Annotated in this window: 20 protein-coding genes; 3 read left to right on the top strand and 17 right to left on the bottom strand. The window is 29.0% G+C overall.

Translation table 11 applies throughout. The annotated features are described in order from the left end of the window. Positions 1-52 precede the first annotated feature (52 nt). From TEGL_RS02235 to TEGL_RS02220, 4 genes are all read right to left on the bottom strand, one after another. Positions 53-1066, bottom strand: coding sequence for a sensor histidine kinase (locus tag TEGL_RS02235; RefSeq protein WP_018592476.1), 1014 nt, complete (start codon positions 1064-1066; stop codon positions 53-55). Then, positions 1063-1734, bottom strand: coding sequence for a response regulator transcription factor (locus tag TEGL_RS02230; RefSeq protein ID WP_018592477.1), 672 nt, complete (start codon positions 1732-1734; stop codon positions 1063-1065). Before TEGL_RS02230 ends, TEGL_RS02235 begins: the two co-directional genes overlap by 4 nt. Before the next feature lie 133 nt (positions 1735-1867). Continuing rightward, entirely contained in the window at positions 1868-3889 is a 2022-nt protein-coding gene (locus TEGL_RS02225) for an ABC transporter permease (protein ID WP_018592478.1), read from the bottom strand. Next, positions 3879-4646 carry an ABC transporter ATP-binding protein gene (locus TEGL_RS02220; protein WP_018592479.1) on the bottom strand — a complete coding sequence of 256 codons (768 nt, stop codon included), beginning with the start codon at positions 4644-4646 and terminating at the stop codon, positions 3879-3881. Before TEGL_RS02220 ends, TEGL_RS02225 begins: the two co-directional genes overlap by 11 nt. A 301-nt stretch (positions 4647-4947) precedes the next feature. Between TEGL_RS02220 and TEGL_RS02215 the strand changes: the two genes are divergently transcribed. Beyond that, the gene (locus TEGL_RS02215; protein WP_338460389.1) at positions 4948-7395 is read left to right on the top strand and encodes an SH3 domain-containing protein; all 2448 of its coding nucleotides are present in this window, start codon (positions 4948-4950) and stop codon (positions 7393-7395) included. A 66-nt stretch (positions 7396-7461) separates the two neighbouring features. On the opposite strand, the gene TEGL_RS02210 is transcribed toward TEGL_RS02215, so the two are convergent. The 9 genes from TEGL_RS02210 to rnr all read right to left on the bottom strand — a co-directional run bounded on the left by TEGL_RS02210 (position 7462) and on the right by rnr (position 22589). Then, positions 7462-8958, bottom strand: a complete 1497-nt coding sequence (locus TEGL_RS02210) for a protein adenylyltransferase SelO (protein WP_018591727.1) — start codon at positions 8956-8958, stop codon at positions 7462-7464. Between the two features lie 116 nt (positions 8959-9074). Next, positions 9075-10211 carry a sensor histidine kinase gene (locus tag TEGL_RS02205; RefSeq protein WP_018591728.1) on the bottom strand — a complete coding sequence of 379 codons (1137 nt, stop codon included), beginning with the start codon at positions 10209-10211 and terminating at the stop codon, positions 9075-9077. Continuing rightward, a complete protein-coding gene (locus tag TEGL_RS02200; protein ID WP_018591729.1) occupies positions 10201-10890 on the bottom strand; it encodes a response regulator transcription factor in 690 nt (229 codons plus the stop codon). Before TEGL_RS02200 ends, TEGL_RS02205 begins: the two co-directional genes overlap by 11 nt. Before the next feature lie 24 nt (positions 10891-10914). Next, a complete protein-coding gene (locus tag TEGL_RS02195) occupies positions 10915-11610 on the bottom strand; it encodes a M15 family metallopeptidase (protein WP_018591730.1) in 696 nt (231 codons plus the stop codon). A gap of 149 nt (positions 11611-11759) precedes the next feature. Further along, positions 11760-12266 (bottom strand): hypothetical protein, encoded by a 507-nt coding sequence (locus TEGL_RS02190; protein ID WP_018591731.1) that lies wholly within the window; start codon positions 12264-12266, stop codon positions 11760-11762. Between the two features lies 1 nt (position 12267). After that, positions 12268-13626, bottom strand: coding sequence for a hypothetical protein (locus tag TEGL_RS02185; RefSeq protein WP_018591732.1), 1359 nt, complete (start codon positions 13624-13626; stop codon positions 12268-12270). Between the two features lie 153 nt (positions 13627-13779). Continuing rightward, positions 13780-14175 carry a hypothetical protein gene (locus tag TEGL_RS02180; RefSeq protein WP_018591733.1) on the bottom strand — a complete coding sequence of 132 codons (396 nt, stop codon included), beginning with the start codon at positions 14173-14175 and terminating at the stop codon, positions 13780-13782. A gap of 178 nt (positions 14176-14353) precedes the next feature. Further along, the gene (locus TEGL_RS02175) at positions 14354-20116 is read right to left on the bottom strand and encodes a DUF4430 domain-containing protein (RefSeq protein ID WP_018591734.1); all 5763 of its coding nucleotides are present in this window, start codon (positions 20114-20116) and stop codon (positions 14354-14356) included. A 310-nt stretch (positions 20117-20426) separates the two neighbouring features. Further along, positions 20427-22589 (bottom strand): ribonuclease R, encoded by a 2163-nt coding sequence (rnr, locus tag TEGL_RS02170; RefSeq protein WP_018591735.1) that lies wholly within the window; start codon positions 22587-22589, stop codon positions 20427-20429. 221 nt (positions 22590-22810) lie between these two features. Between rnr and TEGL_RS02165 the strand changes: the two genes are divergently transcribed. Together TEGL_RS02165 and TEGL_RS02160 are read left to right on the top strand one after the other, a co-directional pair. After that, positions 22811-23014 (top strand): AEC family transporter, encoded by a 204-nt coding sequence (locus TEGL_RS02165; RefSeq protein WP_026255160.1) that lies wholly within the window; start codon positions 22811-22813, stop codon positions 23012-23014. Positions 23015-23028: 14 nt separating this feature from the next. Further along, on the top strand, positions 23029-23283 hold the full coding sequence (locus tag TEGL_RS02160; protein ID WP_154650662.1) for a hypothetical protein: 255 nt from the start codon (positions 23029-23031) through the stop codon (positions 23281-23283). A gap of 66 nt (positions 23284-23349) precedes the next feature. Here the strand turns inward: TEGL_RS02160 and TEGL_RS02155 are convergent, their stop codons facing one another. The 4 genes from TEGL_RS02155 to msrA form a co-directional block, all read right to left on the bottom strand. Further along, entirely contained in the window at positions 23350-23721 is a 372-nt protein-coding gene (locus tag TEGL_RS02155; protein WP_018591736.1) for a PH domain-containing protein, read from the bottom strand. A 146-nt stretch (positions 23722-23867) separates the two neighbouring features. Beyond that, entirely contained in the window at positions 23868-24101 is a 234-nt protein-coding gene (gene secG, locus TEGL_RS02150; protein ID WP_018591737.1) for a preprotein translocase subunit SecG, read from the bottom strand. Positions 24102-24208: 107 nt separating this feature from the next. Then, positions 24209-24886 carry a DUF975 family protein gene (locus TEGL_RS02145; protein ID WP_018591738.1) on the bottom strand — a complete coding sequence of 226 codons (678 nt, stop codon included), beginning with the start codon at positions 24884-24886 and terminating at the stop codon, positions 24209-24211. Positions 24887-24916: 30 nt separating this feature from the next. Then, complete coding sequence (gene msrA / locus TEGL_RS02140) at positions 24917-25840, bottom strand: peptide-methionine (S)-S-oxide reductase MsrA (RefSeq protein ID WP_018591739.1); 924 nt, start codon at positions 25838-25840, stop codon at positions 24917-24919. Positions 25841-25953: the final 113 nt, after the last annotated feature.

Below are 25953 nucleotides of genomic sequence, written 5' to 3'. Positions count from 1 at the left end.
ACGTGTAATCTTTTCAATTTTTTATAAATTAGCTCTTAAAAAAACTTATTTATTATTTTTCTGCTATGTTTTCTGTTTTTGGGAAAATTATACTTACCTTTGTTCCTTCACCTATATTAGAATCAATCTGTAATCCTAATCCAAGTTTTACACATAGTTTTTTGCATAAATACAGACCTATACCTGTACTCTTTCCAAACTTCCTACCATTCTCTCCTGTGAATCCTTTTTCAAACACTCTATTTATATCATGTTCAGCAATTCCTACTCCATTATCTTGAACTGTTAATACTACTGCATTTCCAAGTTTTTTAGCTTTAATTGTTATTTTGTCTTCTTTTCCTTTGGAATACTTAATAGCATTTCCTACTATTTGATTTAATATAAACTCAACCCATTTTGTATCGGAATAAATAATTTCATTAATATCATCTAGTTGCAAGCTTATTCTTTTGCTTATAAAATCCCTCTGATTTTTCTTAATTACAGTTTTTACAACTTGAGATAATTCTATTTTCTTTATAATATAATCCTTGCCTACTTCATCACTTCTTGAATAATATAAAACTTGCTCCACAAAGTTTTCTATCCTATCCATTTGTATATCGATTTTTCTTGTTATTTCATTATTATTATTTTCTATTAGTAGTTTTGAAGATGCTATTGGTGTTTTAATTTCATGGACCCACATTTCTATGTATTCTCTGTATTCTTCTTGAATATTTTTGTAATACTTAACATTTTCATGCATATCTCTACTTAGTTCTTTTAAAATATCATTTACTTCTTCTCCTACTATAAAATTTGCGTCATTTATTACTTCTGGCAATAAATACTTTCTATCTAGATTATCAAGGACAGTTTCTATGTTATGAAAGTACTTTTTATATTTTATATACTCTATCAACATATATGTTATTAAGGGGAAAAACCATATAAAAAATAAAAGAAAAATTATAACTGGAGCTGCCTTAGCAAATCCCATAAATAATGAAATTATTATAAAGAACATAAAGTTTGTAGATAGAAAAATCCCCTTATCTTTTATGTAGTCAATCATTTTCATGGCATTATGTACCCCAATCCTCTTCTTGTTTCTATCACATTTTCTATTCCTATCTCTTCTAATTTTTTACGAAGCCTTGTTATATTTACAGTTAAGGTACTATCATCAACAAAATAATCAGTGCTCCACAAGTACTCCATTAGTAATTCTCTAGATACTATTTCACCCTTGTGATTTATTAAATAGGAAAGTATTTTTACTTCGTTTTTAGTTAATTCTATTTCCTTATCATTATACGTAATAGTTGCATTTGACAAATTTAGTTGAAAATCTTCATAAGTTAAAATGCTACTATTAGCTGTTGTTAAGCCACTTCTTTTTAGTAGTGCTGATATTCTTGCCATTAGTATTTGTGTATTATAAGGTTTTGTGACAAAATCGTCCGCTCCCAAGTTCATACTCATAAGCTCGTCCATATCGCTATCCCTACTTGTTACGATTATTATAGGTACATCAGATTCTCTTCTCACTTCTCTGCATATGTAATATCCATCGAAAACTGGTAAATTTATATCTAGTAAAACTAAGTTGGCATTTTCCTGTATAATAAATTCCACCACATTATCAAAGGATGTAGGTGCTACTACTTCATATCCATATCTTCCTAAGAAATTTTTCAGTTCTTCTCTAATTATTTCTTCATCTTCAATAATTATTATTTTTTCCATAGGTTTTATCCCTCCTTGGTTTATATACTTATTTTATACAAATATATAAATTACTCATTAGTTATTATTTGTATAATTATACCAAAAAATCTATTCAAAGTAGATTTTTTACTTTAAATAGATTTTTTAAGGTTTATATATTATTTTTTACTATATTTTTGTATCCACTATAAGTTATATAGAAGTAAATTGTATATATAATAAAGAATATTCCTGCAGTCACAAGAGATGATCCTCCTATGTCTGGCTGATTGAACATTGATATAAAGTCATTTACAACTTTTATCCCTACCACTGAATGAACTAAAGCTAGTATTACAGGTATACTAAAGTAAACAAGAGTTTGTACAAATATTGTTTTGTTTATACTTTTTCTACTTGCTCCAAGTCTCTTTAATGCTACATATCTTTCTATACTATCACTTGCTTCACTTAGTTGTTGAAGTGCAAGAATTGCCATACTACTTATTAAGAATACTATTCCTATATAAATTCCTATAAATAATATCGTAGTTGTAACACCTTTATTTCCTTCATAAATTGAATCTCTTGAATTTGCCATTACAAATCCTGTTTTATCATAATCTGTATTTGAATCTTGGTATTTAGCAATCTTTGCAATGAAATTCTGTTCACTTTTTTTCTTATTATTTGTGTCAAAGTTAATATTTATAGCACTTGAATATAAAGTTTTGTCCTTACAAAGATTATCACTAACTATAAGAGTAAGCATATTATTTTGCATAAAATCTGTTTTTAAATTGTGTTTTATTACTTCCTCATTTTTTATTTTGTATGCTTTGCCATCAATTTTAACTGTATTATTGTCTTCCATATATTTTTCTATTGATGGTAATAGTTTTGAGAAATTTGATGTTATTAATATCTCATCTTCTTTTAAGTTTATAGGCTCTTCATTATCTAATTCTCTCATTTTATTGTATTCTGAAATTTTTATATACGATATTTCATAATCCATTTCACTAACATTATCATTTATCACTTTTTTAATATTATCATTTAATGATATAACATCCGAAAATTTCTTACCAGAATTATATTCATTGAAATAAACTACTTTATCATTTTCTCCAAACTTAACTCCCATATAATCAAGAGATTTTTTTATATCTCGTGCTTTGTCACCTTTATTCACATACATATATGCACTTGCATCAAATGGAGTAGCCCCTTCAAGTCCTGCTTCTAAAGCATTTTTAAAACTAAATCCTGTTGATAATACACCTATTGTTAAAAATAACATTAGACAAATTACTGACATAGAAATAAAGTTTGTATTTACCTTGCTGTTTACTTGTTTTACAACAAATATATTTAAACCTTTGAAATAAACTTTTTTATTCTTTTTAACCACATATAAAATAAATCCTGCCAAAGAGAAGAAAAATAGCACAGTTCCCACTATTCCAAGTCCTATAGACATAGGAAATCTAGAATCCGTTACATTTAATCCCGTATCTAAAACAAATTTATATGCTGTACCAAGACAAACTACACATAAAATAAATGTAATTAAATATATAAATGGGTTTTTAAATTTTATTTCCTCTGTTTTTTTACCAACTGTTAATAAATCAATTATTTTATATTTTGAAATTACAAAAGAGTTAAATATCATAACAAGCATAAACATTATTCCAAAGTATATAATTGTTTTGATTATGGCCCCAGTAGAAATTATAAAAGTATAGCTAGACATTTTAAAATCAAATAGTTTAGCAACAAGAACAGATAGTCCTTGTGATGCTATAAGACCTATAATCAATCCACTTATAAGTGAAAATATCCCTACAATTACTGTTTCAAATATTAAAATTCTAGAGATTTTATTTTTTGACATCCCAAGTGTCATATAAATCCCCAGCTCTTTATTTCTTTTTTTAATTAAAAAGTTGTTAGCATAAAGAATTAAACTTCCTAAAATAAATGCTACAAATACTGATACATAAGATATTATGTTAGAAAGAGCCTCCACATATGTTGCACTTGAAGAATTCACTTCCATCATGGCTTTTTGTGATTCAATAGAGTTAAAACTATAGAATATACAAACTGCCAATGTTAAAGTTAAAAAGTATATAGTATAGTCTTTAAAACTTTTTCTAACATTTTTAAATGCTATTTTAGAATACATTGTTGTCATCCCCTCCTATTAGAGTAATAACTTCCATTATTCTATTAAAGAACTCTTTTCTTGAATCTTTACCTCTTACTAATTCTGTAAAGATTTTTCCGTCCTTTATAAATAAAATTCTATGAGCGTAACTTGCTGTAAAAGCATCATGAGTAACCATTAATATGGTTGCTTTTAAATCTTGATTAAGACTTTCTAATCTTTCTAATAATAATCTTGCAGATTTTGAGTCAAGTGCTCCTGTTGGCTCATCAGCAAGTATTAATGATGGGTCTGTTACTATTGCTCTTGCTGATGCTACCCTTTGCTTTTGTCCCCCAGACATTTGGTAAGGATATTTATTTAATACTGTTTCAATTTCTAAATATTTTGCTACTTCTTTTATTTTTCCATCTATTTCAGAAGTTTTTTCTCCTTTTATTGTTAAAGCCAATGCTATATTTTCATAAGCAGTTAATGTATCTAATAAGTTAAAGTCTTGGAATATAAATCCTAACTCATTTTGTCTAAACTTATCTAAGTTTTTAGACTTTAATCTTGTAATGTCTTTATCATTTATTACTATACTTCCAGTTGTAACAGTATCTATTGTTGAGATACAGTTAAGAAGTGTTGTTTTACCACTTCCACTAGGGCCCATTATTCCAACAAATTCTCCTTCACCAACTTTAAAACTTATATTGTCTATGGCTTTTGTAACATTATCTTTATTTCCATAGTATTTTTCTATTTTTTCAACACTTAATATATTTTTCATCCTTAAGTAATCCTCCTCAATTTATCTTTCATGTCTTTTATTATATACACCTTTTATTTTTTTAAATATGTATGTACATTTCATTATCATTACGTTTTTGTAATGTTTAAAATATAATGTATACAATCCATAAATTATAGTCATTCGCTAAAATAATACCTTAAATGTCCGTAATATAAAATAGGTACAAAAATAAAAAGTTAATTATTGAATTATTTAGACAAAACCATATACATTTATTATATAATTTATATATATTTTCAATTTATGGTAATTTATACTAACTAAAAGGGGGAATAATATGAATAAAAAAGATAAATCTTTTTTGGCTATGTCCTTAGGTATTGCTATCACTTCTCAAAATCTAATGATCATAGCAAATGCAGATTCAATTAAGTCAAAATCAAGTAGCGACGTTACTATTTTATCCGATGATGATTTTGAAATAAAAGTAGGTACAAATTCTCAAAACAAAGTTTCCAAAGATTCACCTAAATATCAACCGGACCCTGAGGAAAACAAAACTTATAGTATGGGCAGTATGGGGGAAAGCAATTATAGAACCTTTATGTCTAATAGAGTGGCTCTTTCTCCTCAAAAAGCAACTTTATCTAACCCAAAAGCTATTGGTAGCGGAAGTGTAACATCAAGTTCTTTAAGTGTAAGAAGTGGTCCATCTACTTCAAATGGTGTAATTGGTACATTAAAAATCAGTGAAACTGTTGAAATACTAGGTAAAAGTAGCGATTGGTACAAAATTGATTTCAAAGGTAAACAAGGATATGTTCAAGCATCTTATTTAAAATTAAATCCAATTGAAAAAGGTATAGATGTAAGTAAATGGAACGGAACTATCAATTGGAGTAGTGTAAAAAATTCTGGTGTTGACTACGTTATTATAAGAGCTGGATATGGAACATCTACTATAGACCCAAAATTCAAAACTTATATTGAAGGTGCAAAAAGTGTTGGACTTAAAATAGGTGTATATTGGTTTAGTTATGCAACTACTCCTGAAAATGCTGCTATCGAGGCTCAAGCTTGCTTAAATGCCATATCGCCTTATAAAAATAGTATTACATACCCTGTGTTTTTCGATTTTGAGTATGATAGCGTCAGATATGCAAATAACAATGGCGTAAAAGTAACAAAGGACTTGGCTACAAGAATGGCTAATTCATTTCTTAATAAAGTTGAATCCAAAGGATATACTTCAGGTATATATACTAATAAAGATTTCAGTAGTTCATACTTCACTAATGATCTTATTAATTCTAATAATTTATGGGTGGCTCAATATTCTTCCACTAATACCTTTGGAAAACCATACTCTATGTGGCAGTACTCAGAAAAAGGCTCTGTTCCTGGCATAAGTGGATATGTTGATTTGAATTATACTTGCTTAAAAACTTTTGGTGGTAACTCTGGTAATGATGATACAAGTACTCCTTCTGGAAATCAAGGGGTTACTACTGCTAATGTTAACTTTAGAAAGAGTGCTTCTACTTCTTCTAGTATTATAGAAACTATTCCTAAAAATACTACTGTTGAAATTGTTGATAAATCTACTTCTGGTTGGTATAAGGTTAAATACAAAGGTAATACTGGATATGTTTCTAAGGATTATGTAAAGTTAAATGGTAGTGGCAGTGATGATGATAACACTAGTACTCCTTCTTTTGAAAAAGGCGTTACTACTGCCAATGTTAATTTTAGAAAGAGTGCTTCTACTTCTTCTAGTATTATAGCTACTATCCCTAAAAATACTACTGTTGAAGTTGTTGATAAATCTACTTCTGGTTGGTATAAGGTTAAATACAAAGGTAATACTGGATATGTTTCTAAGGATTATGTAAAGTTAAATGGTAGTGGCAGTGATGATGATAACACTAGTACTCCTTCTTCTGAAAAAGGCGTTACTACTGCCAATGTTAATTTTAGAAAGAGTGCTTCTACTTCTTCTAGTATTATAGCTACTATCCCTAAAAATACTACTGTTGAAGTTATTGATAAATCTAACTCTAAATGGTATAAAGTTAAATACAAAGGTAATACTGGATATGTTTCTAAGGATTATGTAAAGTTAAATGGTAGTGGCAGTGATGATGATAACACTAGTACTCCTTCTTCTGAAAAAGGCGTTACTACTGCCAATGTTAATTTTAGAAAAAGTTCTTCTACTTCTTCTAGTATTATAGCTACTATTCCTAAAAATACTACTGTTGAAGTTGTTGATAAATCTACTTCTGGTTGGTATAAGGTTAAATACAAAGGTAATACTGGATATGTTTCTAAGGATTATGTAAAGTTAAATGGTAGTGGCAGTGATGATAATAACACTAGTACTCCTTCTTCTGAAAAAGGCATCACTTCTGCCAATGTTAACTTTAGAAAGAGTGCTTCTACTTCTTCTAGTATTATAGCTACTATTCCTAAAAATACTACTATTGAGATTGTTGATAAATCTAACTCTAAATGGTATAAAGTTAAATACAAAGGTAATACTGGATATGTTTCTAAAGATTATGTTAAATTAAATGGCAGTAATTCTAATACATCGTCTTCAAATAAAGGTGTTACTTCTGCTAATCTTAACCTTAGAAAAAGTACTTCTACTTCTTCTAGTATTATAACTACCATTCCTAAAAACACTACTATCGAGATTGTTAATAAGCTATCATCTGGATGGTATAAAGTTAAGTATAAAAGCTATACTGGGTATGTGGTTGGAAGTTATATAAAAATATAATTACATTAAATATATAAATACCCTATATAAGTGGGCAAATATAAGTTCACTTATATAGGGTTATTCTTATGTTCCACAATAAGTTCTATAAGGTAAATCTGACGGTTGTGGCAAATCAAAATATTTTTCACACTCTACTTTATATTCATAAGGATTACTAATAACAGAAAGCAAATTTTCCATTACTGTGAAGTCTCCATTATCTGCTGCATCCAATGCTTCTTCTACTCTGTGATTCCTTGGTATAACTACTGGATTTGACGTTTTCATAAGCTCATAAGCTTCCTCAATAGACTCTTCTTGTCTTTCCAATCTTTCTTGCCAATTTTTATACCAGTTTGTAAATTCAGCTGTAAGGAACATTCCTCTGTTCATGTTTTTTCTATAAGTTAACGATAAAAAAGTATTTGTATAATCTTCTTTATATTTTTCCATCATAGTCAATAAATCTTCTATTATAGCCTTATCCATAGCCTCTTCATTGAACAACCCTAGTTTACTTCTCATTTTTGAGAACCAATACTTAAAATGCAAATCAGAAAACTCAAATATTGCCTTTTGTGCCAGATCTATGGCAGTATCCCCATCTTCACTTATTAAAGGTAACAGTGTTTCTGCAAATCTGCATATATTCCAAGATGCCATTTTAGGCTGATTTTTGTAAGCATATCTTCCATGATAATCAATAGAACTAAATACAGTGTCTGGATTATAAATATCCATAAATGCACAAGGTCCATAATCAATAGTCTCTCCACTAATAGTCATATTGTCTGTATTCATTACTCCATGAATAAAACCAACACATAGCCATTTAGCAGTTAATTCTGCATGAGCTTTTGTTACTTCTTTTAGAAAACTCAAATATTTATTTTCATTACTTCTCACGTAAGGGTAATGTCTCTCGATGGCATAATCAGCTAATTTTTTCACTTCTTCTTTTCCCAAGTAGTTTGAAGCATATTCAAAAGTTCCAAATCTAAGATGACTTGTTGCAACTCTAGTAAGTATGGCCCCTTCTTTCACATATTCTCTATAAATATTTTCTCCTGTTTTTACTACTGCTAAACTGCGAGTTGTTGGTATTCCAAGGTTGTACATAGCTTCACTAATTATATACTCACGCAGCATTGGTCCAAGTACTGCCCTTCCATCACCACCACGAGAATACGGTGTTTTTCCACTTCCCTTCAACTGAATATCATATCTATTTGTATCAAAACCTGTCACTGAAGTTTTATTATCCAGTTTTTGTTCACCAATTAAAACGGCTCTTCCATCACCTAACATTGTGAAATTGCCAAATTGATGACCACTATAAGCCTGTGCAATATATGCACCGCCTTCAACTTTTTTATTTCCAGCTAAAACTTGTAAACCTTCTTCACTTTTCAATGATTCTGTGTTTAATTTCAACTCTTCTGCTAAAGGCTTATTTAAAACAACTAGCTCTGATTTTCTCACTGGATTTAAATCTATTTCACTATAAAAAGACCTTGGTAAATTTTTATAACTATTATCAAAATTCCAGCCCATATTATTACTTTGATTTTCCTGTGCCATTTTTCCACCTCTTTTTATTTATATATTTTATGTAAAATCTTACTTCTCATAGATTGTGTAATTTGCTATAAATTATTTATACCCTAAATAAAATAAAAAACTCTCCAAGCCACAGATTATTCTGTTAACTTGTAGAGTTTATCTTCATCTAAATATGGTATTTTAACTTCAAAAATAGTACTTTCATTATTGCTAATAGCACAAATACTTCCATCATGAGCTTCTATAATATTTTTTGTAATGGCAAGTCCTAAACCTGAGCCACCTTTGAATGTATTTCTTGATTTTTCTACTCTATAAAATCTATCAAATATATGAGGTAGATCCAGTATTGGAATAGGCTCTCCATAATTTATTACCTGGACTACTGCCATTTTCTTTTCTGTAAATACTTTTATATCCACATAATGTCCATCTTTTCCATATCTCATGGCATTTGTAATAAGATTTTCAAAAGCTCTTACTAACTTAATTGGATCAGCATTTAATATAAGTTTGTCCACAGAAAAGTCTATTCTACAATTCATATTTTCTTGTCTAAATTGTATTTCAAACTGAGAAATTAACTGACCTATTAGCTCTACTAAATTTAGTTCTACTTTATTAAAATTAACAACTCTATTTTGCATTTTAGTAAGTTCAAATAAATCGTTAATCAGTATGTTTAAGTTTAAAGATTTTTCGTAAGCTATATCCACGTAGTACATAAGCTCCACTTCATCCTTGTATCTTCCTTCTTCAATAAGATTTAAATATCCTATAACTGAAGTTAAAGGTGTTCTTAAATCGTGAGATACATTTGTAATCAAGTCCGTCTTAGTTTGTTGAGCTTTCCTCTCTTCCACAGTTATATCTTTCAGCTGCTCAACTATACTATTAATATTTTGTGCTACTTGATCAATATCTCCCCTTGATTTTATCTCTATTTTCTTGTCCAAATTTCCTTTTGACATTTCTTCCACATTATCCACTAACAGTGATACATTTCTATACTTCTTATAAGTAATAAGAGAATATATTGAAAGAAAAATTAAAATTCCTATAATTCCGTATATATTTCCTGCAAAAAAATTATCGTTCAATCTAAACAAAGCTTTAATTACTACATTTAATATTGGAGTTCGATAATTAATATATAAATCATAAGTTACTTTATATAATATCCAAAAAGTAGCTAAGCTTAATATTACACTTATTACAAATTCTAAAGCGCTGATTATTATATATTTAAAAATCCTTCTTTTATTTTTCAATTTTATAACCAACTCCCCATACAGTTTGAATTATTTTATTTCCTTCTATATATTTTTCTAACTTTTCTCTTATTCTACTCATGTGAACCATAACCGTGTTGTTTGAACCAAAATAATCTTCTTTCCATACCTTAGTAAATATTTCTTCCGAACTATAAACTCTCCCCCTATTGCTACCTAGTAAATATAAAATATCAAACTCCCTCGCTGTAAAAGTTATTTCTGTGTCTCCAACTTTAACTGTTCTATTATTTTTATCTATAGTCAAAGTTTCAATATTTATAATATCTTCTTCTTTGTTCATGTTATTAAAATAATAAGTTCTTCTAAGAAGTGCCTTTACTCTTACTGATAATTCCAATGGATTAAAAGGCTTTGTTAAATAATCGTCTGCCCCAGTCATAATACCCGCAATCTTGTCCATGTCTTCAGACTTAGCACTAAGCATAAGAATAGGTATATTTAAATGTTCTCTAACCCTTCTGCATACTTCCATTCCATCCATCTTTGGCATCATTATATCTAGTATCATAAGTTGTATTTCCTCTTTTTCCAATACCTTAAGAGCTTCCTCTCCATTACTGGCTTTTATCACAGTATAACCTTCATTTTTCAAATATATTTCAATTAAATTTCTAATTTCTTTTTCATCATCTACTACAAGAATTTTACTAGCCATAACTCCCTCCTTATGTTTACCTTATTATACCATATCATTTAAATACTCCTCTAAAGTAATATTTCTTTTATGAATCTCTTTTGCTGCATCTTTACCCACATATCTGATATGCCATGGCTCATAATTATATCCTGTGATATTTTCTTTTCCCTCTAGATAACGTAATATAAATCCAAATCTGTGAGCATTATTTGCTAACCACTGTGCCTCTGGACTTGTTTTGTCAAAACATCTTGCCTCATTTGTTACATCTATTGCTAATCCACTTTGATGCTCACTGTTGCCTGGCTTAGCCACATATTTATTGGCATAGTTTACACCCTTTGAACTAATCTCATCATTAAGAACCCTAACCTGACTTCTGTAAGATCTATATGCTGAAGATCCTAAAAGAATTATATTTTCTTCTTTAGCTCCTTGGAATAATTCTTCCAAAGCTTTTGCTGCAGTTTCATCCATTTGTCTACATTCTTCACTAGTACTACTTAAAAATTTCACATTTGGTTTAACCAAATTTTTAGGCTCATAATCAAGATTTAATGGATTTTTCTTATTAACTAACATAAGATATTTACTGTTCTTTGTACTGGTATTTGCACTATTTTCACTTATATAAGAATTCTTGTGATTTGATAATCCTACTAAAGGGTTATTTCCTCCTACAAATATTATCGTTCCTAAAATAACTATAATTCCTACTAATTTGTTTTTTAATTTCATAATATATCATCTCCTTTTCTATTACATAATAAAAAACAAATATTAAGCCCCTAATAAGTAATTCTTAACTTTTGTTAAGATTTACATTCATATACAAAAAAGAAGAATAATCATAACGATTATTCTTTTACAATGAAATATCATATTTTCTACCAATACCAATGTGGTATTAACATTACATCTGGTTTTCTACCTCTTAAAATATGTAGTGGGTAAACTCTTCCTGTTAACTTTTTGCCTGGTAAGTACTTTCTATTAAACATTATTGATGAAAAAAATACCTCTCTTCCATCTGTCATTTCTAAAGGCAACCTTATCCCAAAATCATTCTCCATCATATCTTCTAATAAATAAGCTATCTTTTTTAAAGACTTATCCTCTTGTTTTGTTCCTCCCAAATCATAGACTTTAGATGCAAGTTCTTCAAACTCTTCAAAGTTCTCTTCATAATATCCATCAAAAGTGTATATTATGTATCCTGGTAAATCTAAAAATCCTCTTTTAAAAAGCTTATTGTTAGCTGCAACTATGCATCCTAAAGCGAATTCCCCTTTTTCAAAAAACTCTTCTTGTGTCTCATATATATTAGACATTACCCATTCTTTATCAAAAAATATCTTATTAGGTTTTATATAATCATTCTTGCTCATCTTCATCTTATTTGTCCTCCTCATTCCAAAACGTTGTGAAAATTCTTCCATATTTCTCAATAGCAACTAAAATTATACATGTAACAATTCCTATTATTCCACAAATTAAAATAGATGGCTTCCATAATAAATAGGAGATTATAGCAACAATTATTCCGCCTATTATTCCCAATTTACCATTTTGTTTAGATAGAGTTTTATCGACTAATAAACAATCTAGTATTATTTCTACTTCTTCATCTATATCTTCTTTAGTTTTGCAAATTTCTTCGTCCCATCCATCTATATCTTCAGGTTTCAAATATTTATAATCCATCATATTTAGTAGTTCTACTAATTCAGGACTTTCATCAAGTATCTCTTGAAGTATTTTTATATTTACTTTTTGATTATTAATAATATCAAACTCTAGCACATATATCTTCTCTTCTGTTTTTATTCTGTAAAAAGGAAATTCTTCTTCAAATCCAACTTTAACAAGTTTACTTCCGACTTTATTTTTTATATAATTTTCTATTTCTATATTTTGATTTAGATTGTTAGTCTCAAAACTTTCACAAGCTTCTTTCATGTAGTTAGTGAAATCAGTATATACTTTATATACTGGTTCTAAACTATTCCAAAAAGATAAGTGATTTATCAACTTTTCTTCCATTTTCAAATAATCATTTTTATCTAAAGACACTTGTAAATTATCAAGGCCATTCTTCATTATTTTGCATACTTTTTTTACTTCTTTTATATCTTCATAATCATTTTCTATCTGTATAGCTTTTTGTAAAAACTCTTCTTTTTCATATTTTCCATTATATTGTATAAATAAATCAAAAATCTTATTATAATCTGGTAAACCTATAAATTTTTGACTCGAGTCCAAAATAGATATCCACATAGCCACAGGCAAAATATTTTTTTCTTTTTCATTTAAAAATTCATAACCTAAAGTAGCATGCTTCATCAACAAATTATGTGCTATTTTGTTTCCTAGCTTAACTCTATAATCATGCTTAATATATTTTTTATTTATCTTTATATTACTATAATTATAAAGATCTAATTCAAAATCTACCTCTTCACACTCATATGTAAATACTACTGGCTCATTATTGTACTCACCTATTGATGCAACTGAATACCCTATTTCTATTTTTCTAATTTGAACTGGACCATTCTCTATGGCTTCATAGTTTTCTGAATCATAATAAATTTTTTCTTTACTTGCATTTCTTAAATACACTCTTATATGTCCAAAATCTACTAAGGTAATTGTAATTATCTTGCTCTTTTCTTCCTCAAATAACAAATTTACTGATTCCTTGTAATAATATGTTATGTCATTTACTATGTCTATGTATTTTTCCCTCATATGCTCCCTCCTCTATTCTTCAAAAGCCCTATTACCATAATAAAATAATATAGACTATATTTCCATATTATCTATATTTATTTTAAATTTAAATTATATATAAATTATGTAAAAAAACCATCTATGTAAAATCATAGATGGTTCTTTTTTTATTTAACAAGCATTGCAATAACTTTTGTTGTGATATTTGTTATCTTTAGTTTTATCTTTTTTAGCTTTTATTAGTTCTTCTAATATTTGCTTATATTTACTGTCATTAGTGACCCTAATATGACTTTCTATTAAATAAATATTATTAGTTTTTGGTCTTTTCTTTCTTATACTATTGTCAATAACCGTCTTGGACATTTCAAAACTTTGAAGATGGGTATGACCATTTTCAAATACTTTTTTTGTGTTATACACTATGTAGCCTTTTTTAACCTTTAAAATAATATACTCTTTTCTTTCATATACCTTTTCTGCTCCTGCTGTTTTATTACACCTACTTATACTTTTTCCATTACTAGTCTCAATATTACTTCCAATAGAATTAATAACCTTAAGCATAACAACAACACTCCAATTATTTTTAATTTTGAAATATCTTAAGATAATTGTATCTTAATCTTTTGCGAAATGTGTTACATTAAGGTTAAATAACCCTATTTTATTTTAAATTATTAATACATAATTCTACAAACTTAACAATTAAAAGTTAATAAATTACTAGTAAACTTATTTTTTATTACTTATTAGACTTAATTTTACCCCTACGTCTTTCAAGTTCTACTAAATAGATTCCACCTATTGCTAGTATTAATGAACATACTATAAACCCTATCTGAGTGTTATCTCCTGTTTTAACATCATCATCTTGAGAATTATTATGTTCATTATTATTAGAGTCATCTCCATCTGGCTTATTATCTTCAGAACCATTATTATTAGAATCATCCCCATCTGGTTTATTTCCTTCAGAACCATTGTTACTAGAGTCATCATTCACTAATTTATTTAAATCTTCTTCAGCCTTAACTAATATTTCATAATTAGTTACTTGCTTTTTCTGATCCTTTGTCAAAGCATTATATTTTTCTCTTGCAGCTTCAATTATAGGCTTTTGATCTATAGTAACTGGATTTTCTATTTTATTAATAGCTTCTATAACTCTATCAATAGCTATTTTTTCTGCTGTTTCAATATCATCCATTTTTGCCTTAGTGCTAGTTACTATTTTTTCAACTTCTGATTTACTCTTCGCTTCATCAATACTAATAAATGCTTTTTCTAAAATTTTATTAAGTTCCGCTTTTTCTTTATCTTCATATAGAGATAAATTTTTATATGAAGATAAAATTTCTTTTGCTTTTTCTTTAATTTGTAATAGCTCTTTTTGTGCCTCTTCTTCTATTTCAGCTTTTGTAGGTATTTCATCTAAATCATTTTTAGCTTCAGTTACTATTTCCTTAACTTCTACAGTATCTTTTACTTTGTCTAACTGTTTCATAGCTTTATCTAAAATTGATTCAATAGATTTTTGTTGTTCCTTTTCATAATCTTCCATATCAACATATTTCTTAAGTTCCATCTTAGCACTAGCACGTATCTTTTCAAAAACCTCTGTAGGTTCTAAATCTTCAACTTTTTTCCATGCTTCATTCATATCTAATTCATTTGTATAATCATCAACATATCTCAAGACGATAACATCACCATCCGAAAGTTTACATTCATTTAAACCTACTTTTGAATACTCTCCATTAATCATATATTGCCATGCACTATTTACTCCATTATCACCTTGAGAAAGCACATATGAACCAAAAACTTCTGGTGCTTGAATCATAGATACATAATTCGAGTCTGTAACTGTATTCTTAAGGCCTGAGTCTTTCATAGCTTTTTCAAATATATCATATACTTTAGCATCTTTTGAAACTGTATATGAACGTGTCTTAATCCAGTTTACATATCCTGTATGTTCATTTTTATCATCATGTTTCCAATCTCCCATAAGACGGAAAGTAACATTAATTTCATTATATTCTTCTAATCCATTCATAGCATTTCTAAGTGATTCTAATGCTAAATTTATTTCCTTTTGAGTTACTACCTCTTGTTTTACTATAATTTTTGCCTCTTCCAGAGCTTTCTCAAATACTGTCCAAGTTTCTATTATATAATCATCTTTTTTAAGTGTATCAGCTTCTTTTATTTTAGATTCTAAAGTTGTTTTATCTATCTCACGTTTGGTATTTATATCATAAATACTAGGTGCATTATTTTCTGCAAAACGAAGTGATAATAAAGCACGATATCCTCCAATAGATGATTTTGTATTTACTTCATTATTATATGGTGTATCAGCAAATCCGCTTGCACGATAAAATGCTCTTATTCCATCTTCCACATTTCCGTTATCTTTATTAAATCTTGCATCTGAAAGTATATCTACTTCGAACATTGGAATACCTACAACCATATCTGCTGTTGTAACTAAATTTCCTACAAGCTTATTTGAATCCTTACGGTAGTCAGCCCAGTATCCTGCATCTAGCTGTCTCTCATCGTGACCGTCTGTTCCTTTACCTCCCAAATAGTCAATTAAAGAATTTATATCCGTAAGTTTCTCTGAGCTTTTTAAAGCCATCATTGCAACTATTGTAGCTTCTTGATTTACAGGAGCAAAGTATTCATTATAATATGAATAAAATCCTTTTCCTGTCCAACTAGATTGTGGAACTCGGTTACTTTCAATTTTTGATGTTAAATCTTCTCTTAAGCTAGTTTCATAATTTGGCTCCAAGTTTAGGGTCATAAGAGCATAAGACATAGGTATTGTCGCCCTTGACTTCACACTACCAAAATTATCTGTAGTTGTATATTCTAAATCATCAAGTTTAGAAAGCATATTAGTACTATCTACATCTGTTAGAGTTACACCATTCTCCTTTAGATAAAGTCCTGCAAAGAAATACTCTCTTGCAGTAGTTACTTGATTTGATTTAATAGCTTCTTTAAGAACATCTAAATAATTATATACTGCTTTTGTAGCCTCATTACCGCGTATCAAAAGATAAGCTGCTTCTGTAGCCTCTTCGCTATATGTACTAAAATCTATAGTTTGTAAATAGTTTACTACTGTATCTTCCATTTTCTTTCTAGATGTAGTTAAACCAGGTTGAGCAATTACATCATCCATACTATAAATAGATCCTTTTTCATTATATAATCTTTGATATGATGCTAAGGCCCTATATACATCTTCATTTTGGTCTTCTCCAGATTCTGCAAGTAATATTTTTAATTTAGTATAAATATTTTCAGTATTATTAAATCTATCATCCAATGTAAAATCAATTCCTACTTCACAAAGTGCTTCCATAACTTTTGCTGTAGAACTTAACTCACTATAAGATCCTAATTGAGTAAAACCTCCTGATGATGTATGATTCTCTGCTAACCATTCAATAGCTTTTTCAACTTCTTCTTGTCTATTACCTTCTTTTGCAAGAGCAATCACAGCACAACCTGTTTCATATACGTTAGATTTACCATTTATTCCAAATCCGCCATCTGAATTAGTTGCTATTTTGTTAAGTAGATTCTCTTTAGATATCTCTTTTGGTACATTTTGTTCAGATTTTGAATTAATAGCAGTTAAAATTTGAACATTATCTTGTTGAGAAAGAGAAGTTATAAATGAATTTCCATATTTCCAAAAATCTTCACCGTAAACATTGCTAACATCAACTCCCATAGCATGAAGTACCATAATCGTATTAGTCCATTCATCTACATTTTTGAACTTAATTTGTTCTTGTAGCTTCTCTAAAACTTTATTTGATATTTTTGAACTACTTCCTACAGTTCTCATATAAGTCATAATCAATTCATTTTCAGAAAATGTATAATCATTTTCATTTATAATACTTTTAGCCCATGAGTTCATTTTTGTAATTTTATTATTAATTTCCTTTTGATAATTTAACGTAGCAAACTTTATGCTCCATTGTAAATATGATGATGCTCCATTATTTGATATAGCTTTTATATTCATGCTATTATTTCCCGATTTAAGGCTAAGTGTATAATTTCCATCCTTACCTTCTATTTTTTCTCCATTAAGCCATACTTTAATATTTTCCACATTCTCATTTTTATGAGAAGCACTAATTTGTACTTTAATATTTTTTTTTGCAACTACTTGATTATTTTCTACACCTGTTACAGTGATAACTGGAACTTCATAATTTTCAGATGATATATCCGTCATATCATATAAAGTATTTTCATTATTTTTAATGCGATTATATGATGCAAATGCAAGTAGCGCTTGTTGAGTTGACATATGATTCGTATCAGAATCTTCTTTCATATGTTTAAATCCTCTATAGTCTCTATACTTATCCATTGCCACAAATATATTCTTACTCTTTCCTTTTGTAAATCCATTTTCTTTATCAGCAATATCTTTTTCAAGAGAAGAAACAGCTATAATTGTCTGAGCTATAGATTCACTAGTTCCATTCATGTCACAAGAACTTTCCATACTATCTCGTAAGAAAGTAAGTGCTTTTTCTGTAGCTTCCTTTGCATTACTTTTATTTTGATAATTAGAAAGAGCCTGTATTGCCATCGCCGTTAAGTCTACGTCCCCACCATTTTCAGATGAACTTAGATTAAACCCTCCATCCTTGGTTTGGAAAGAAATAATAGTTTCAATAAGCTTATCTCTATCGTATTTAACCTTTTCAGAAACTGGAGTTTTCTTTGCATCTAAAGCAATCAATGCCCATATTGATTCATTACTTCCTGTATTTATCTTGTTACTATTTAATAACGCATCGTAGAAATTGAACCCTGCAAATGATGAAGCATCAACACCAATACTCTCTAAAGCAAGTGCAACTCTTGCTAAAGTAGTTGGTTTTGTTTTATTAGATAATGTTCCGTCTTCAATTTTAGAGGCAATACTACTTTTGTAAGAGTCTATAGCCCCTGCTTCATCCTTCCCAAGACCAATACCTGACCTTTTAAGAGCTATTATGTCCCATTCATCTGTGTATTTCCATGTATCATGTTGCCAATACCTAGAGTAATAAGATTTACAGCTAGAAGTTCCCTGAGATACTAATCTATCAGTATTTGGAGGTGGTGTATCACCTTCTTCTACTGTTACAGTAAATTTCACTGGTTTTACTCCATCTTTTGCTGCTAAAGGTGTTCCTGTTACTTCTACTGTACCTTGAGCAAGAGCATTCATTACAAATGTCTTACTTGCATAGCGGTCATACTGACCTCTACTATGTTTAATCTCTACTATACCATTTTTACTGAATTCCCATTTCATAGATGTTTTCGATGGCTGATCTTCTTCTTGATCTCCATTTGGCTCAAATACCAATGGCAATACCATATTGTCTTCTTCTTTTATTGTTAAAGTATTCTGATCATCCTTCATAGATATTCCCTCAACAGGTTTCTCAAAAACATATTCAACATCACAAGATGAAGAAATATTTCTTCCATTATCATCCACAGATGCAGTTATTGTTACAGTTCCACTATCGTGTCCAATAAATCCATTACTATGTGTATCATGATAAGAAGCTACTTTATCGTTGTTTCCTTTCCACTCTACAGTATAATTACTACTATTTGAAGGAGTAATTGTAACGCCATTACTTAATTCTGATTGACCTATACCAATATAGTTATCATCTGAACCCATAGAATACTGTAAGCGATGCATCTTCACCTCTGGACGAAGATTTAATTTTACTGACTCAACAGGTACATAACTTGAAGTTACTTTAACCGAAGCCTTATTTCCAAAACCTTCTAAAGTAATAACTCCTGTTCCTGGTTTATTAAAAGCAAAACTAACTATATTATTATTATTACATGATATAAAATCCTTATCTGATGTAACTGAGAATCCATTAGTGTTAGAAAAATCTACATATTTATCATCATCAGCATATTTTCCTTTTATCTTAATCTCTTTCCACTGATGTCCAGCAACTGTGTATGTACCATTGGTTACCTCTTTATCATCAATGTATAATTTTATGTCTTCAACCTTTTTCTCCTCTGCCACAATATTAAATGCGCATAGTACTTCCCCTGTATCTGCTTTTGTAACTTGTGCATTAACTTTTCCCGAACGACGAATGGAAATATCTCCACTATATAATCCAATCCAGATTGGTTTATCCTGACTACTACCTTCCCATGAAGTACGCCACTCAATATCTTTACTGCCACTGCTATAGCCATCACATGTAAATGTTCCATTCTCTGTAGTAGATATATTTAGTGTGTCTCCATTATTAACTTTAATCTCCTTTCCTTGATCATTAATGTAAGTTACTACCTTCTTATCTGATGCATCTAAAACTTTTGATACTTCAGATGCATACACTGATTGAGGAATCATAGTAATAACCATTAGCGCTACCATAAAAATAGAAGCTACTTTCTTTAATAATTTACTTTTCTTCATTTGTTCCCCCCTGAACTCCCTAATAGGAACTTTGAAATACCTATGGGATGAATTTAGATAAACTTTTCTCAACTTATAAAAAAATAATTTACAATATTGTATGAATTGACAAATTATTCTCTATATTCATTGTATGATATATTTATTATCCCATAAGTATACTCTTTTTCCCTCACAAAGAAGTAATCTGATAGTACTACCTTGCCTATACTCCAAAATTAGATTTTTATCCTTGCAATAAAAAAAGATACAGCTAAAAATAATAGCTATATCTTTCTTATTATAAATATTCTTATTTTTTATTTTCTTACTATGATTCTAAATCTTCTTCAATATGACTTTCTTCCAACTTAGATACAAGTGCAAAATCTATTTCTCTAAAATCCACATTTACATTATCAACTTTTATTCTTACAGCATCACCAATCTTAAATGTTTTGTGAGTTCTCTCTCCAATGATTGTGTAAGTTTCTTGATTATAAATATAATAATCATCTCTCATATTAGCAAGTCTTATAAGACCTTCTACTGTATTTTCTAATTCTATAAACATACCAAATGACGTTACACTTGATACAGTACCATCAAATTCTTGGCCAACTTTGTCAGCCATATAGCATGCTTTGTAGAAGTCATGAACATCTCTTTCAGCAAGTTCTGCTGCTCTTTCTCTTTCTGATGATTGAGTAGATGCATATTCAACTATATGAGTTAGTTGTTCTTGTCTCTTATTATTAATTTTGTTGTTTAACTGCTCTTTTATTATTCTATGAATTTGTAAGTCTGGGTATCTTCTGATTGGAGAAGTAAAGTGACAGTAGTATTTTGCTGCCAGTCCAAAGTGACCTACACATTGTGGTGAATATTTAGCTTGTTTCATAGAACGTAGGGCTATTGTACTTATAGATTCTTCTTCTTTAGTACCTTTTATTTTTTCCACTATTCCTTGGATTTCTTTTGGATGAACATTTTCCAAGTCACCCTTTATTGTGTATCCAAATGTAGCTATAAACTTCTTAAGATCTTCCATTTTTTCTGCTGATGGAGTCTCATGTATTCTATAAACAAAAGGTAACTGTAACCAATAGAAGTGCTCTGCCACAGTTTCGTTAGCAACAAGCATAAATTCTTCTATCATTTTGTTTGATATTCTTCTTTCATAGTGTTTTATATCAACAACTTCACCATCACTATTTAATATTATTTTGGCTTCTGGGAAGTCAAAGTCTATTGCTCCTCTTACTTTTCTTCTTTCCATTAAAATTCTAGCTAATTTCTCAGCTTTTATAAAATCATCAACTTGAGCAGCGAATGTTTTCTTTAATTTTTCGTCGTCTTTTTCTAATATGTCTGATACTTCAGTATAAGTCATTCTTGCTTTTGAGTTAATAACTGTTTCTGCAATTTCAGAATTAACAACTTTACCATGACTATCAATTTCCATAAAACAAGATAAAGTTAACTTATCTTCAAATGGATTTAGTGAACAAACACCATTGGATAATTGTTTTGGTAACATCGGTATTACTTTATCTACTAAGTAAACAGATGTAGCTCTTTTTAAAGCTTCTTTGTCTAACTTATTCTTTTCTTTTACATAGTTAGTAACATCGGCAATATGTACTCCCAATTTGTAGTTACCATTTGGCAATACTTCTATGGAAATAGCATCGTCTAAATCCTTCGCATCTTCGCCATCTATTGTGAATATATTAAGATCTCTTAAATCAACTCTTCTTGCTATTTCATCGCCTAAATCTTGCTCTGCCACATAATTAGCTTCCTCTATTACTTTTTTAGGGAATTCTTCTGGAAGTCCATGAGCTCTAATTATTGAGTCAATTTCTACTCCTCTTTCACCTTTTTGACCAAGTACTTCTATTATTTTACCTTCTGGTTTTCTATTTTCTTGTGGCCAAACTGTTATTTCACAAACTACTTTGTCGTCATTTTTAGCCCCAGAGAAAACTCTCTTTGGTATAAATATATCTTGGTTAAATTTCTTGTCATCAGGCACAACAAAACCAAAGCTCTTGTTTTCTTGAAATAAACCAACTACTCTAGTTACTTCTCTTTTTATTATTTTAATAACTTTACCTTCAGCTCTTCTGTCATCTGTAGCAGGTGTTACAACTTCTGCCATAACTCTATCATTGTGAAGTGCCCCATTTATATCGTCTTTAGGAATAAATAAATCTTGTTTAAATTCTTCATCAGACTCTACAAATCCGTAACCTTTTCTGTGAGAAACAAATTTCCCTACAAATAGTCCCATTTGATTTGGAGACATGATTCTTCCTTTTTTTGTTCTAACTATATAACCGTCTTCTTCTAATTCATCTAAAAAGTTATAGAACATTGGCATTTCTGCTGGGTGTATATTAAAAATCAGCGCTAATTCTTCCTTTTTAAGAGGATTGTAATGATTATCACTAATTAGCCCTAGTAATGATTCTCTTAATTTATCTGTCATATAATCCCTCCTATTATATTTATTATATCCATTTTTATTATATTTCTATTATTAATTCCATATTAAACTTGTTATGTTTTTTTAATTAAAATAACTATGTAAAAAGTTGCCGTCTACTCATTTTATCTAATATTTCCTAGTTTGTCTAATTTTTGTAATATTTGCTTTTTTATTACTCTTTCTCTATACTTTTATTATTCCAGAAAAAGGGAGTGACATATGTGGAAAATCTAATTTTATCCTTTAATGTGGTAGCACCATTGTGTTTAGTAATGGCTCTTGGCTATTTTCTTAAATACATAAAAATACTTAATAAAAATTCAGTAAAGATTATGAACAATTCTACATTTAAAGTCTTTTTACCAACTTTATTATTTTACAATATTTATACAACAGATTTAGGCAGTGTTTTGATCCTAAATTAATGATCTTTGCTACCATGCCTATTATAGTTTTATTTGGAGTTTTATTTTTATTTATACCCATAATTGAAAAAGATAACAGCAAAAGAGGTGTTATGATTCAGGGTATATTTACAAATCCTCTTATTATAGGTGATTTTTTAGGTTTGCTTTTGTTGATTCTTAATATTAAGCTTCCCATATTTATTGTAAACACTATTAAAGATATTTCAAAAATGGCAACACCTTTGTCTTTAACATTACTAAGAGCTGGCTTTGATTTAGTTCAATAATAAATATATGTTTTTACTTACTAAAAAAGCTGATAAATTAAAATAATTTATCAGCTTAAAATTTGTCTATCTTAAAACACAGTGAGCAATAAGTCTATCAAACTCTCTCACATCTACACCTTTTTGTAGTGTTATTTTTATATGACCCGCTCTAGTCCAAAGTTCTACTTCCGCACTCAAATCAAACAACATTCCTGCTGTCTCTGTTGACCACATGTTTATTGATGAATATGGTATAGAGTAAATCTCAACTTTTTTACCTGTTAGCCCTTGAACATCTCTTATTATTATTCTTTTGTCTGTGAATGTTGCACTGTCTCTTAAAGTTCTGTAGGCTGTAACTGCTACTTCCCCTGGTGCTAGTACATCTACTATATCTTCTGGTATTTTACACTTTGAAATAAAAACCCATTCTAAAATACTATCTATTTCAGCCATAACATTCTCCCTTTTTATTATAAATTTAGTATTATATCAATATTATAACAAAAAATGACTATGCTTTCGCATAATCATCTTCTTCATTTAAAAATTAAATTTAATCTTTAACTTTTTGAATATTAAATTTGGCCATTTATTTAATATTATTTGTTTACTACTAGTAATGCTATTGCGTTTATAAAAAATAGTATTGATACTATCTTAGTTGATTTTAAAAGAAATGCTTGCTTTCCTTTTGGTTTGAAGTAAGCTTGTGAGCCTTCTTCTGAACCGCTAAAATCTGATTTAAAGTTATCTTTGCCCTCTTGCGGCATGATAACTAACATTAAGAATACGGCTAAAACAAGTTGTATCCCCATTAATACATTATTTATCATAATGTAACCTCCTATTTATGATATTAATAAATATTCAACCTTTAGTTTATCATAATACGGTGTATTTTACAACGAATAGGCCTATCTTTTATATATATACTTGACTTCTAATTATATTTTTCATTACTTAAATATAGATAATAATTAATATAAGTTATCATTACATAAGGTGTAATCCAAAACATACCTATCCCAAAAGTTAAAATAGCAAATATATACCACAATATGAAACTAAGACCAATAATTATAATATCCCAAAAATGTCCTTTTATGAGATTGTAGCTAAGTAACCATGCTTCAAATACATTTGATCCTTTATCCAGTATTATAAAAATTGAAAATGCAGAATATATTGATATTATCACTCCTAAAATCATCGACAAAATACAAATTATTATACCAACAATAGAAATAGTATCTATAAATAGCCCTCCTACTAATATTAATAAATAAGTAATGGCCATTCCTATTACAGAGATTAATATGGAATATAAAATACATTTTGCAAATGTTGACGTTGTAACTAAAATATTTGCCCATCCTATACTGTCATTTTCCTCACTTCTAGCAATCTGTAAACAGCATTTTGCTAGAAATATATTTAATAAACTTATCACTAATCCTGATGTTAATGATAAAAGAAAGCTATTTTCTATTATCATATTATTTTGTGCAAATCCAGATAATAATATGATACTTCCTGTAAGTATTACCGGAATTGCCCAATTACCATTTCGATTTAATTTTAATCTAGAAATTTCTTTTATTTGTTTTCTGCTCATCATAGTACAAACCTCCTACTATGATAGTTTTATCTATAAATATCTTAAATATTCTTCGTATCCTTCTTCTTTCATTTTTTCTTTCGGGATAAATCTTAAAGATGCAGAATTAATGCAAAATCTAAGTCCTCCCATTTCTTCTGGGCCATCTTCAAATACGTGTCCCATATGAGATTCACTTTTATTACCCTTAACTTCTACTCTTTCCATATTGTGAGAATAATCTTCATAAAAACTTAGTATTCCTTTTCTCAGTGGTTTTGCGAAACTTGGCCATCCACAACCTGATTCAAACTTATCCTTTGATGCAAATAAAGGTTCTCCGCTTATTATATCCACATAAATTCCTTCTTCAAAATTATCATAATATTCATTGTCAAAAGGTGGTTCTGTGGCAGAATTTTGAGTTACTTCATATTGAAGTGGTGTAAGATTTTTCTTCGCCCACATTTTTTTAATATGTTTTGATCTTCCTGAGCCTTGGTAGTATCTATTATAATGCTCTGGGTTTTTCTTGTAATAATATTGATGATAATCCTCTGCTTCATAAAAAGTTTCTGCTTTTCTAATTTCTGTTACTATTGGCTTATCGTATAATCCACTTTGTCCTAATTCTTCTTTAGATTTTTCTGCTTCTTCTCTTTGATTTTTATCATGATAAAAAATTACTGTCTTGTAATGATGTCCCCTATCAGCAAATTGTCCTCCTACTTGAGTAGGGTCTATAACACTCCAATATATATCCAATAGTTCTTTATAACTTATTATTTCATCATCAAATGTAATTTGTATAGCTTCAATATGTCCTGTTAAATCAGTGCATACATCTTCATAAGTAGGATTTTCTGTATATCCACCAGTATAGCCTGAAATTACAGATTCTACACCTTCATATTCATCAAAAGGTTTTACCATACACCAAAAACATCCTCCCGCAAATGTTGCTAACTTTTTCATAATAATTCTCCTTTCCATGTGAATCTATCTTTATTATTTTTATTCCCTAAATAGTTTGCTGTAATCTACAAATTTTCATTTACAAATTATTTATATATTAATAAAAATTATGG

It is taken from the genome of Terrisporobacter glycolicus ATCC 14880 = DSM 1288 (genome assembly GCF_036812735.1).
GTDB lineage: Bacteria > Bacillota > Clostridia > Peptostreptococcales > Peptostreptococcaceae > Terrisporobacter > Terrisporobacter glycolicus.
This window is presented reverse-complemented; position numbering and strand designations above follow the sequence as displayed.